Source organism: Paenibacillus sp. JT31N17 (assembly GCF_056269255.1).
This window is the reverse complement of record NZ_JBWDNP010000005.1, coordinates 25,259-38,023: the sequence shown is the minus strand read 5'-3', so window position 1 is coordinate 38,023 and position 12,765 is coordinate 25,259. Positions and strand designations below refer to the sequence as shown.

Genomic DNA, 12,765 nt, shown 5'->3' with positions numbered 1-12,765 from the left:
AGCCGGGCAGTAGAACAGCGGAGTGCATGCAGACATTTTTTTTCACTTATAAGGAGTGTTAACTTACACAATGGCAAAAGACAAAATAGTATTGGCATACTCGGGCGGTCTGGATACGTCCGTTATCTTAAAATGGCTCAAAGAAACCTATGATGCTGAAATTATTGCCTTTACGGCAGATATCGGGCAAAAGGATGAGCTGGACGGCCTGGAGGCCAAGGCGCTCGCTACTGGAGCTTCCAAGGTTTATATTGATGACCTGCGCGATGAGTTTGCACAGGATTTTATTTATCCGATGTTCCAGGCAGGAGCTTTGTATGAAGGCCAATACCTGCTGGGAACATCGATCGCCCGCCCGCTGATTGCCAAAAGAATGGTCGAGATCGCCCGTGCGGAAGGCGCTACGGCCATCGCACATGGCGCTACGGGCAAAGGCAACGACCAGATCCGCTTCGAACTGACGGCTGCGGCGCTTGCACCGGATATTGAAGTGATCGCGCCATGGCGCATCGAGGAATTCCGCCACCAGTTCCCGGGACGCGCAGAGATGATCGCTTACGCCGAGAAGCATAACATTCCGGTTCAGGCCTCGGCGGCCAAACCGTACTCGATGGACCGCAATCTGCTGCATATCAGTTTCGAGAGCGGCTTACTGGAAGATCCGTGGTTCGATTCGAGCGCCGACTCCAATAAGGATATGTTTGTTTTGAGCGTTGCACCTGAGGATGCGCCGGACCAAAGCGAGTACATTGAGCTGTCGTTTGATGCAGGCAGCTGCACCGCGATCAACGGGGAACAATTGAGTCCGCTTGCCGTGATGGAGAAGCTGAATGAGCTTGGAGGCAAACACGGCATCGGGCGCGTTGACATGGTGGAGAACCGTTTCGTCGGTATGAAGAGCCGCGGTGTTTACGAGACTCCGGGCGGCTCCATTCTGTTTGCGGCACACCGCAAAATGGAATCGCTGACGATGGACCGCGAGGTTATGCATCTGCGTGATTCGCTCATTGCCAAATACGCGACGCTGGTCTACAACGGCTTCTGGTTCGCTCCCGAACGTCTTGCCATGCAGGCACTCGTGACGGAGAGCCAGAAAAATGTAAGCGGCGTTGTCCGCCTGAAGCTGTATAAAGGCAATATTATCGGAGCCGGTGTAAAAAGTCCGGTCAGCTTATATAATCCGGATATCGCCACTATGGAAGCCGATCCTTCCAAAGCGTATGACCAAGGCGATGCAACAGGTTTTATCCGTCTGAACGCGCTGCGCCTGAAAGTATCCTCCGGTGTGGAGCAAAGCAAGAAACAATAATAAGTGAAAAACATCACGTTTAGGTCGGGCTATTAGGCAATTCGATGGTCCGGCCTGCGTTGTGTTCGGAATGAACGCGATGCAAGAGGTGAAACGATAAAGGGGTGTACCAGCAGTGAGTAAATTGTGGGGAGGCCGGTTTACCAAGAAAACCGACCAATTGGTAGAGGAATATACAGCTTCGATCATGTTCGATAAAGAGCTGGCTGAAGAGGATATTCAGGGGAGCATTGCGCATGTGACGATGCTCGGCAAGCAGGGTATTCTGTCTGCGGATGACGTGGAGAAGATCAAGGACGGGCTGCATCGCGTCATGCAGCGCATCCGCCGCAATGATATCGAGTTTTCGATTGCCGACGAAGATATTCATATGAATATCGAGAAGACGCTGATCGACGATGTGGGCTCAGTGGGCGGCAAGCTGCACACCGGGCGCAGCCGGAATGATCAGGTTGCTACCGATATGCATCTTTACCTGCGCAAGCGCGTGGTTGAATTCGTGGATTTGCTGGGCAAGCTGCAAGCGGCGTTGACCACTCAGGCCAAGGCCAATCTGGATACGATTGTTCCCGGCTACACGCATTTGCAGCGGGCGCAGCCTATCCTGTTCGCGCATCATTTGATGGCTTATGTCTCCATGTTCGGGCGGGATATCGAGCGGCTTCAGGACAGCTACAAACGCATCAATACGCTGCCGCTGGGCGCGGGGGCGCTGGCGGGGACGACGTTTCCGATTGACCGCCATTTTGTGGCCAGCCAGCTGAAGTTCGACCGTGTCTATGAGAATAGTCTGGATGCGGTCAGCGACCGCGACTTTATACTGGAATTTCTATCCCATGCTTCGATTATAATGATGCATCTCTCGCGCCTTAGCGAGGAGCTTATCCTGTGGTCCAGCACAGAGTTTCGTTTCATAGAGCTTGACGATGCTTTCTGTACGGGGAGCAGCATTATGCCGCAGAAGAAAAACCCTGATGTTCCCGAGCTGGTCCGCGGCAAAACGGGCCGTGTATACGGCAACCTGTTCGGCCTGCTGACTGTGCTCAAGTCACTGCCGCTTGCCTACAACAAGGATATGCAGGAGGACAAGGAAGGGATGTTCGATACGGTTCGCACCCTGCAGGGGGCGCTTCAGTTGTTCGCGCCGATGGTTGCGACGATGAAGGTCAACAAAGACCGCATGCGCCAGGCCGTGAACCAGGATTTCTCCAATGCAACGGATATTGCGGATTTCCTAGTAGGCAAAGGACTGCCGTTCCGTCAAGCGCATGAGGTAATCGGCAAGACTGTGCTGTACTGCATCCAGCAGGAGAAGTATTTGCTTGATCTGACGCTTGAAGAGTTCAAGCAGTTCTCCCAGCTGTTCGATGAGCGGATCTACGACGTACTGCAGCCGGAGAATGTCGTCAATGCGCGCAACGTCTACGGCGGCACTGCCCGCACGCAGGTGGAAGAAGCGATCTCACGCGCCGAAAGCGAGCAGGAGCAAACTGCTGCATGGACGGTCGAATATATCGAACGCAGCCGTTAAGTAATGCCTTAACACATACAGATTTAACCGAAAGCTGTCCGGGGAATTTTTCTGCTTGAAGCAGAAAAGCCCCGGATAGCTTTTTTAAGTACCAGAAAGTATAACATGTGTTTCATCCTTGTCTGATTTTTGTGAGGAAGAAACTAACTTGCCGCCAAAGAACGGCGATAGCGGGTTCTTCTTACTCCGCAACACCATCTTCAATAATCTGCTTGCCCTTGCGCACATTGTCAGTTCCGCTTCCCGACTTATCTGCAGAAACGCCATAGACGGCAGGCTGCGCCCGGTATGTATCCCGCGATATCCGCTCCCGCGAGACTGTCTTGCCGTTCTTCGTCAGAGTGCGGTAGGTCTCTACGATATAACCGGACTTGCCGGATGAAAGCAGGAGCCGTCCGCCGGATGGAACCGCTTTGGAGGGAACCTCCCGAACGGGCGGATCTATAACCTTCACGGTTCTGGAATCGATGCTGTATTTCACATTTGCGGGCATGGTCCCGAACAGCTTCACAGTCAGCCGGCCGTTCTCGACAACGGTCCGTATGATCAGATGCTTCCCGGTCGTATTTTTGAAGCGGAAATTGATTGCGCCCTCGGCAAAGGTGGCGTCCTGTCCTTTGGGAAGATAAGAAACAGGAAGTGAGTGATTCCGCCGCTCCACCATTTCAAGGCCAGCCAGCAGGGCGGCATTGTAGAGGGTGCTCGAGACTTGACAGATCCCTCCGCCGATGCCTGGCACCAGCTCGCCGTTCAGAATGACCGGCGCCTGCCGGTAACCGTATTTCTCCCTCGTCAGGGCGATGACCTTGTTATAGTCGAATACTTCGCCGGGAGCCAGCTCCCAGCCGTTCAGCGTCTTGGCGGTCATGCTTACATTAAATGCGCGGCCGGCTCCGCTTGAGCTGAAGTCCGTCGTGAAGGAAATGATTTTCCGTTCCACTCCCTCATTCTTTAAGCGTTCCAGCGTCACATTGGGGGAAACCACGCGTACGGCAAGCGGCAGCGTAATTCCGGCGGGTCCATTGGCTTCGGCCCCTCCGCTGCCTTCCGACCCCCCCTTGTCCGAATCAGGACCAGCCTTCAGACGATCTTTCCAGTCTTTGGCGAGGAGTTCCTCTACTGCCTTCTGCGATTGTGCGAACAGCTTCTCCGTATCCAGCCGGTATGCGTTGGAATGGGGCTGATACACCACTTTGTCATCGTTTGTAATGGTCCGCTTGGCATTGGCCGGTTCATTGGCGTCCAGCCATCCCCACTGCCCGCGGATCTTGTTCATAAATACGGTTTTATTCCAGCTGAGCTGCCCGGTCAGCTCCTTGGGAAAATGCCATCTGAACTTCGCCCTTTCCCAGATGCTGCCCTCGTGCAGCTTCATGAGGGCTTGTTTGGCTTCCCCCAAATCGACGAGCACTCCCATGTCGGCCAAAGTCCAGATGCGCTGCTGCTGCCCGGATTCATTGGCCTCGATACGCAGAGGAAGGCTCATAACGTTGTTCATTCTGTTGTCCAACTCCTGAAGGGCCGTATCGATGTTCAGTCCGCCGAGATCAACGGTTTCGGTATTCTTCAGAACGATTGCCCCGTCTGCCGTCTTCGTTGGTGCGGGATCATGTCCAATCAGAATAACGCCGCCGGGAACGGTATCTCTGGAAGCATAAATCCATAGGTAGCCCCACCCGGCGGAGCATACAAGCAACAGGGCAGAGGCAAGGATCAAGGCCAAATGCAGTTTCTTCATATCCACAATCACCCCAGGTCTGCAATTCATACATGTATATGCGAATAACCCGCGCTTCTTTCCTCGGGTTTTCCAAAAGCCAACTGGATCACAGAGGCTGTTATAATGCTTATGCTCAATTGGTGAGAGGCGGGTTTTTCCTTTTCAGATGTCGAATGGGATGTAATTATTTGGTCGAAAGCCGCAGGCTAATGATTTATGAAATATAGGAAAAATGCAGAAAAACAGGACAATCATAGAGGATTTGAAGCAAACGTGTCGAAATCCTATAAGCTGAATATCTACAGGATGTGATAATGTGATCGAATTGCAAGACATTTGGAAGACGTACGCAGACGGCACTCATGCGCTGCGCGGCGTTTCTGTTCTCATAGACCGCAATGAATTTGTTTACCTGGTCGGGCCGTCCGGAGCGGGGAAATCAACCTTCATGAAGCTGATTTACCGCGAGGAAATACCGACTAAAGGGCAGATCTCGGTCAATGGCTTTAACATCGGCAAGCTGAAGCCTCGTAAAATTCCTTTCGTGCGCCGGAACATAGGCGTCATCTTTCAAGACTTCCGGCTGCTTCCTAATCTGTCGGCTTATGAGAACATCGCCTTCGCAATGGAAGTTATAGAAGCCCCAAGACGCGTCATCAGGAAAAGGACATCCGAGGTGCTGGAGCTCGTAGGTCTCAAAAACAAGCAGAACAGCCTGCCGCAGCAGCTATCCGGCGGCGAGCAGCAGCGGGTGGCCATCGCCCGTGCCATCGTGAACAATCCGGCGGTCATTGTCGCGGACGAACCGACCGGCAACCTTGATCCCGAGACATCATGGGGCATTATGAATCTCCTGGAGGAAATCAATTTCCGCGGAACGACGATTGTCATGGCTACGCATAACAAGGAAATCGTCAACACGCTTCGTAAACGGGTGATCGCCATTGAGCATGGCCTCATTGCCCGCGATCAGGCGAGAGGAGAATACGGCTATGAAATTTAGCACTTTTCTCCGGCATATACGCGAAGGCTTGAAGAATGTGATCCGCAACGGCTGGATGACATTTGCCTCCATCAGCTCGATCGTTATTTCGCTTTTTATCCTCGGTGTTTTCCTGCTGCTGGCGCTGAATGTGAATAATCTGGCTGACCAGTTTGAAAGCCAGGTACAGGTGCAGGTATACCTGCAGCTGGATACGGACCAGACCAAGATCGATGAACTCAAGACAGCGATCGGAAACATTCCGGAAGTGAGCAAGGTGGAGTTTGTATCCAAGGAGAAGGGTCTTGAGCTGATGCGCAAGAACCTCGGCGAGGACGCTTCGCAGATACTGGATGGCTATGACAAGGACAATAATCCCCTTCCCGACAAGTTTACGGTTGATGTATACGAGCCACAGACCATCGCGTTTGTGTCCAAAAAAATCGAAGCGATCGGCATGGCCGATGAATCGAATCCCTTTACCAGCGTGAATTACGGCAAAGGTACTGTAGAAACGCTGTTTAGAATTACGAACGCCGTCCGCAACATCGGGCTGGTTATTGTGATCGGTCTTGCCGTTACGGCGATGTTCCTGATTTCCAACACCATCAAGATGACTATTCTTGCACGCAGGCGTGAAATCGGAATTATGAAGCTTGTCGGAGCAACCAATAACTTTATCCGCTGGCCGTTTTTTATTGAAGGCACATTGATCGGAGTCATCGGTTCGAGCATCACGATTGCGATCCTGCTGTTTGGTTATTCAAGGCTTGTGCAAGTGTCCGAGGTCGAGCTGGGACTTATGATGATCAAGCTGATTACCCTGAAGGACGCCGGTTGGCTGGTTGCGGGTCTGCTTCTCGGGCTTGGAACACTGATTGGCATCTGGGGCAGCACGTTATCGGTAAGAAGATACTTGAAAGTGTAGGTGAAGGTAGACGTGAAAAAAGGACTTGCCCTCCTAGCCGCAGTCGTATTCGCAGTTTACATCTTTCAACCCTTCGGCGGGGAAGCTGCATCACAGGTAGACAAGATTAACAGCGAGCTGGATAAGGTTCGCAAGGAAATGAATGCCGCCGCCGAGAATCGCAAAAAAGCGGACGAGAACAAGCAATACGCGCTTACAATGAAGGAAGAGACCGCCAAAACGGTTAATGAAATCATAGCGCAGCTGAACGATGTTGGGACCCAGATGAACTCCGTTCAAACGCAAATCGATACAGCGGAAGAGAAATTGTTGAAGGCGGGGGAGGAGCTTCAGGCTACGGAAGACCGGATCAAATCCCGGGACAAGCTGCTGCAATCCCGCATTCGTCTGATGTATACGGATGGTGTTGTTTCTTATCTGGATGTGCTGATGAGCTCCACGGATTTCAGTGACTTCATTGACCGCTTTGACTCGCTCAAGTCAATTCTGGGCCAGGACCAGGAAATTCTGGAGGGCCACAAGAAAGACAAGGAGCTGATTACGCAGCAGAAGCAGGGAATTGAGAAATCGCTCGCGGATGTCAAGGTCATGTATGCGAAGCTTGACGATTACAATGAGCTGCTGAAGGACAAGGAAAGCCAGAAGGAAGTCATGATTCTCAAGTATAAGGACCAGGCCGAGGAATCCGAGGAAATCAGCGAAGAGCAGGAAAAGCTGCTGATTGATCTGGCCAAGAAAGCGTCTGATCTCGAGAAAAAGAAAAAGTCTCTCAAGACCTACTATACCGGCGGCAAGCTTGGGATGCCGCTGCGGGCGGAATACCGCTTGTCTTCCCCATTCGGCTACCGCATCCATCCCATCACGGGCGTGAAGAAGCTTCATGCCGGAATGGATATGGCGGTGGGAAGCGGCACTCCGATATATGCGGCGGAATCCGGAGTCGTACTGGTTGCGCAGTGGTGGAGCGGCTACGGCAACTGTGTCATCATTGATCATGGGGGCGGACTTTGGACCGTCTACGGGCATATCCGCAATGGCGGCATCAAGGTGGAGAAAGGTCAAACCGTCAAGCGTGGGCAAAAAATCGCGGAAGTGGGCAGTACCGGCGATTCCACCGGCAACCATCTGCATTTTGAAGTACGCAAGAACGAAGTGCCGGTGAACCCGGCGCCTTACTTGAAATAACCGCATACAGCGCAGCGAACCGTGCTTTTTATGATGCCGTACCCGTTTATGCAAATAATTGGGTGCGGCTTGTCATATACTAGGAAGGTTGCAATCGGATACATATGCCAGCCTTACGGCTCGTTGTGTGAAACGCAAACATTTAATGAGGTGAGGAAACATGCATTTCAAAGGTCGTACAGTGGCGGCATTCATATTGCTGACGATGGTAGCGTCGGTGCTCGTTACGTTGACGCTTGCCGACCGTTGGATTGCGCTTGGCAGCGGGGGAGTGGCGGCAGGCTCCGCTTCGAGTTCGCCGGGGCAGGATGACCTCAGCGAGAAGGAGCTGGGCAAGCTGAACACGGTAATGGAGCTGATCGAGACCAAATATTTCCGTGAGGTCGACCGGACGAAAGTGCTGGACGGTGCCATTAACGGGATGATGGAGGCGCTTGACGATCCCTATTCCGTATATATGGAGAAGCATTCCGCAGATCAATTTTCCGAATCCATCGAGGGCTCGTTCTCTGGCGTCGGAGCCAGCGTGACGATGAAGGACGGCAAGATCACGGTGGAATCGGCGATTAAGGACTCTCCAGCCCAGCGTGCCGGCGTGCTTGCGGGCGATGTGCTGCTGAGCGTGAATGAGGATAAGCTTGAGGGACTTTCTCTCAGCGATGCGGTGGCCAAGATCCGCGGTCCCAAAGGGTCGAAGGTGAAGCTGGGGATCCAGCGCCCCGGAGTGACGAATCCGATTCATTTGACGATTGTCCGGGATGATGTTGATTTTGAGACGGTGTTTGCGAATCTGCGCAGCGACGGCATCGGCGTCATTGAAATACGCCAGTTCTCGCTTAATACGGGCGAGCGGTTCATTGAAGAGCTGGACCGGCTGGAGAAGCTGGGGATGAAAGGACTTGTCATCGATGTCCGCGATAATCCCGGCGGTGTCCTTCCAGTCGTCGTATCGGTTGCCCAGCCGTTCGTGCCCAAAGGCAAGCCTATCGTACAGGTCGAAGACCGAGGCGGCAAACGCGAGCAGACCTTGTCCAAGGGCGGAGGCAAATCCTATCCAATCACGGTGCTGATGAATAAGGGCAGCGCAAGCGCCTCCGAGGTGCTTGCGGGCGCTTTGAAGGAAGAAGGAAATGCGGTGCTTGTCGGGCAAACCTCATTCGGCAAGGGAACCGTCCAGGTGAGCTACGATAAAGTGCTGGATGATGGCGGTCTGGTCAAAATGACAATCGCCAAATGGTTGACGCCGCTTGGAAACTGGGTGCATGAGAAGGGGCTGAAACCCGATGTGGAAGTACTGCCTCCGGATTACTACACCGTTGCCCGGCTATCGAAGTCCAAGACGCTTGTTCGTGATACCATCGATGAAGATATCAAAAGCCTGCAGATCATGCTTGCCGGTCTCGGTTATGAAACAGACCGCAAGGATGGTTATTTCAGCGAAGTGACAGAGAAGAGCGTCAAGGCTTTCCAGCAGCAGACCGGATTGCCGGTCACAGGAAAAGTCGACAAAACAACAGCGGAGAAGCTGGAAGAAAAGCTCATTGAGCGCGTTCAGGAAGACAACAATGATACGCAGCTGCTGAAGGCGGTAGAGGTCTTGAAAAGCAAGCTGGATATAACCCCTTAAAAAGCAGGCAGGATTTTGCCTGGGGGCGTCGAAATTGTAGAGGGTTGAAGCTGCGTGTGTTGCCGGCAGCTTTAGCCTTCTTTTTTTGACCGTATGGCATTTAAAAGGCACCACTATTTCGATAAGGGAGTTGAAGCTGTGGATGTATTGTTGGAAATGCTCCGGCAGGCGGGGTCAGCTGCAGTTCAGCTGTTGTTGTCTCCTTTTTATTATATTTCTGTGATTCTGATCATGCTTCAATATATGCGGCAAACCCGGCTTGAGCGGAAATTGTTTCATGTCCGTCTGCATGCCTGGCCCGTGCAGCTGGGCCGCACGATGCTGGCGGGATTGATCGTCGGGGTGCTTCTGTCATGCATAGGTCTGTTTCTGGGTATCACCGTCACAGGCGAAGCTGTGCTTTGGATGTGGGGTGCTGCTGTGGTGCTGGCGGTTATCCGTATCCGTTTTTTGTGCTTTGCCTACAGCGTTGGCCTTCTTGGCATACTGCAATGGGCGGTCGGCTGGACTGCTCTGGCGGAGCGCAGTGACTGGGTGGGCCGCGCAGCGGCTTCGCTGGGCGGCCTGGACATCCCTGGCCTGCTGCTGCTTGTCGCGCTGATGCATTTGGCGGAGGCGCTGCTTGTCCGCAAACAGGGAGCCAAATTCGCAAGTCCCCTGTTCCTGGAAGGCAAGCGCGGCAAAATCGTCGGCGCATATGCCCTTCAGGGGTACTGGCCGGTTCCGATGCTAATGCTTGTTCCGGCAGTTTCGGGCGGTTCCGGTGATATCCTGCTGCCGTGGCAAACGCTGCTTGCCGATACCTCCATGTGGAGCGGGGGCTTTGCGATGATCGGTTTTCCAATGATGATCGGGTTCTCGGAGCTGACGCGGACGCTCCTGCCGGAGGCCAAAGCCCGAAGCACCTCGCAGGGTTTGCTGGTATACGGTTTGATTCTCGCGGCCGCGGCGCTTGTATCCGTCTACTGGTCCCCGCTGACGCTTGCAGCAGCCATATGCGCCTTGCTGCTTCATGAGGCGCTGATTATCGCCGGAAGGGTGCGTGAAGCGGCTAACAGCCCGTTCTACGTACATGACGAGCAGGGATTGCGCGTGCTGGCGGTTATTCCTGGAACACCGGCGCACGTGCTTGGCATTGAAGCCGGCGAGGTGCTGCAGAAGGTCAACGGCGTTCGTGTCCGCACGAAGAGCGAGCTTTATGCCGCGCTGCATATCAACTCGGCCTTTTGCAAGCTGGAGGTGCTCAATCACGAGGGTCAAATCAAGTTCGTGCAGCGGGCGCGTTATGCCGGAGAGCATCATCAGCTTGGCGTCGTGCTGGCTCCTGATGACAAGGCGGACCAATTTGCAGCGCCTGGTCCTGCATCGTTGTTTGAATTAATCAGCCATAGGCGGGCCGCCCGGCAGCGGGAATCCTCATCGACCTCGTTGTAAGTGCTCTTCCAGTGATCGGCGATGACAAAAATCCCCGTTTCAGTTCAATATCGAGCTGAGAGCGGGGATTTATTAGGATAATTAAGTATATTAAACCTTTATACAGCTTATATTTAACAAGGATGAAGCCTGCTTCACCGAAGGGGCACATGCCGGTCGGCGGTAGATGGCGGGGTTCTACCCATGTCACCGGGCAAGAAGAAACCATCTCAGCGCTGAAGCGGGGCATGAATGCTTTTTCTCGGTTGCCTATATTGGCGTTTATTAGGATTGCTAGCCTAAATTCCGCAGTACCGTAATTTCTACGCGACGGTTTTTTTGTCTGTTCGCATTGGAGTTGTTCGGCGCGATGGGACGCGTGTCCGCGTAGCCCGCGATCTTGAATTTTTTTGGATCGATTTTGGCGGTGTCGACAAAATAGCGGAGCACCGACAGCGACCTTCCCGCCGAGAGCCCCCAGTTATCCTGGAACGTGCCCCCTGTCTGAATGGGCAAGTCGTCGGTATGGCCTTCAATGCTGATAATATTATCCAGCTTTTCGAACAGACTGGCCAATTTGCCAAGCACGGGGTTAGCGCTGGTTTTCAAATCCGCTTTTCCCAAGTCGAACAGAAACTGGTCGGACAGCCGGATGTTAATCCCTTCGGGCGTATCCGCAACGAAGACCTTGGTTTCCAGATGATTTTGCTTGATATAGGACTGGACGATCTTCAGCAGCTCCTGCAGCTCCTGCTCCATTAATTTCTTTTGCTGCTCCTTGAGCGTCTCCTTGTCGGGTGTATCCACCTTCTCGGAGGTTTCCGCGGGTTTGGGCTGCTGCGCCGTCTGCAGGCCGCCTGTAATCCCTGAGCCCATTTCCAATATTGTATCGGATTTGAGGAACTCCAGCTGGAGGGCTTGGGACAGTACTTCATATTTTGCTATGTCGATGCGGCTCATGGAGTACAGGATGACGAAAAAAATCATCAACAGCGTGATCAAATCAGCGTAGGTAATAAGCCATCTCTCATGATTCTCCGGCGCCTCGCCCTTTTTTCTTCTACTCCGCCGACGCATTGTCTTCCACCCTCTTTGCCCGCTGATCTTCCGGTTCAAGCAGCATAAAGGAATTCAGCTTCTTTCGGATAAGCTGCGGGTTTTCGCCCGCCTGAAGCGCCAGTACGCCTTCGAGCATAAGCTCCATCAGCTGGATCCGCTCATGGGTATTCGTTTTAATTTTCGTAGCCAGCGGTAAATAAATCAGGTTGGCACTTGCAACGCCGTACAGAGTGGCCGTGAACGCAACGGCGATGGAGGGGCCGAGCGAGCTGGGATCGGACAGATTGCTCAGCACGTGGATAAGGCCCATGACTGTTCCGATGATCCCCATGGTCGGGGCGAAGCCTCCCGCCGTTTCGAAGATTTTGGCCTGCTGCTCGCGTTCGCGCTCCACCGCATTGATCTCCAGCTCCAGAATTTGATTCGTCAGCTCGGGATCCGTGCCGTCGACCACCATGAGAAGGCCGTTGCGCAAAAATGGCTCTTCCAGCTCATTCGCCTCATTCTCAAGCGCCAGCACACCCTCGCGGCGGGCTACCGTTGCCATGTCGACGATCCGGTCAATCATCGATTGCGGGTCAATATCCGCTTTACGGAACGCGTGCCTGAGCGCGCCCGGTATACGTTTGAGCTTGGAGAGCGGGAAACTGACGGCAGTTGCGGCGAAGGTTCCGCCGAAGACAATAAGGATGGCCGTTTTCTCAAAAAGGCTTGCCGCATGTCCGCCTTCCCAGATAAAACCGAAAAATAAAGCGCATAATCCCGCGATGAGTCCTATGACCGTAGCTAAATCCATTTGATTGCTTCACACTCCGTCTCCAAGGTTGACAACATTTACTTACTTGCCGGCGGTTGTTTGTCAAGATCCACCGATTGCAACCGGCACCCAAAGTCGGTATAATAAATGGGAACACATATTCTTATGATTTTCCCCGCAGCGGCCAGAAGCCGCCACGCGTTCATTCATAAATAGCAAATATGAAACATTAGCCAGTTCTGTCTATTTTATCG

General features: G+C 53.2%; 10 protein-coding genes. 7 read left to right on the top strand and 3 right to left on the bottom strand.

Annotation, left to right across the window (positions count from 1 at the left end; translation table 11 throughout):
- Positions 1–70: 70 nt before the first annotated feature.
- Both AC0YOB_RS18000 and argH read left to right on the top strand, forming a co-directional pair.
- Positions 71–1,309, top strand: a complete 1,239-nt coding sequence (locus AC0YOB_RS18000; protein ID WP_475793956.1) for an argininosuccinate synthase — start codon at positions 71–73, stop codon at positions 1,307–1,309.
- A 115-nt stretch (positions 1,310–1,424) separates the two neighbouring features.
- On the top strand, positions 1,425–2,840 hold the full coding sequence (gene argH / locus AC0YOB_RS17995; RefSeq protein WP_475793955.1) for an argininosuccinate lyase: 1,416 nt from the start codon (positions 1,425–1,427) through the stop codon (positions 2,838–2,840).
- A 181-nt stretch (positions 2,841–3,021) separates the two neighbouring features.
- Here the strand turns inward: argH and AC0YOB_RS17990 are convergent, their stop codons facing one another.
- On the bottom strand, positions 3,022–4,578 hold the full coding sequence (locus tag AC0YOB_RS17990; protein ID WP_475793954.1) for a VanW family protein: 1,557 nt from the start codon (positions 4,576–4,578) through the stop codon (positions 3,022–3,024).
- A gap of 298 nt (positions 4,579–4,876) precedes the next feature.
- Here AC0YOB_RS17990 and ftsE point away from each other — a divergent pair, with 298 nt between their 5' ends.
- The 5 genes from ftsE (at position 4,877) to AC0YOB_RS17965 (ending at position 10,716) form a co-directional block, all read left to right on the top strand.
- A complete protein-coding gene (gene ftsE, locus AC0YOB_RS17985) occupies positions 4,877–5,563 on the top strand; it encodes a cell division ATP-binding protein FtsE (RefSeq protein ID WP_475793953.1) in 687 nt (228 codons plus the stop codon).
- The gene (gene ftsX, locus AC0YOB_RS17980; protein WP_475793952.1) at positions 5,553–6,470 is read left to right on the top strand and encodes a permease-like cell division protein FtsX; all 918 of its coding nucleotides are present in this window, start codon (positions 5,553–5,555) and stop codon (positions 6,468–6,470) included. The genes ftsE and ftsX overlap by 11 nt, the downstream gene beginning before the upstream one ends.
- 12 nt (positions 6,471–6,482) lie before the next feature.
- The gene (locus AC0YOB_RS17975; RefSeq protein WP_475793951.1) at positions 6,483–7,655 is read left to right on the top strand and encodes a murein hydrolase activator EnvC family protein; all 1,173 of its coding nucleotides are present in this window, start codon (positions 6,483–6,485) and stop codon (positions 7,653–7,655) included.
- A gap of 160 nt (positions 7,656–7,815) precedes the next feature.
- Entirely contained in the window at positions 7,816–9,282 is a 1,467-nt protein-coding gene (locus AC0YOB_RS17970) for a S41 family peptidase (protein WP_475793950.1), read from the top strand.
- A 138-nt stretch (positions 9,283–9,420) separates the two neighbouring features.
- Complete coding sequence (locus tag AC0YOB_RS17965) at positions 9,421–10,716, top strand: PDZ domain-containing protein (protein ID WP_475793949.1); 1,296 nt, start codon at positions 9,421–9,423, stop codon at positions 10,714–10,716.
- Between the two features lie 273 nt (positions 10,717–10,989).
- Here the strand turns inward: AC0YOB_RS17965 and AC0YOB_RS17960 are convergent, their stop codons facing one another.
- Together AC0YOB_RS17960 and AC0YOB_RS17955 are read right to left on the bottom strand one after the other, a co-directional pair.
- Entirely contained in the window at positions 10,990–11,772 is a 783-nt protein-coding gene (locus AC0YOB_RS17960) for a flagellar motor protein MotB (RefSeq protein ID WP_475793948.1), read from the bottom strand.
- Entirely contained in the window at positions 11,756–12,550 is a 795-nt protein-coding gene (locus AC0YOB_RS17955) for a flagellar motor protein (RefSeq protein WP_210038965.1), read from the bottom strand. The genes AC0YOB_RS17960 and AC0YOB_RS17955 overlap by 17 nt, the downstream gene beginning before the upstream one ends.
- Positions 12,551–12,765 lie beyond the last annotated feature (215 nt).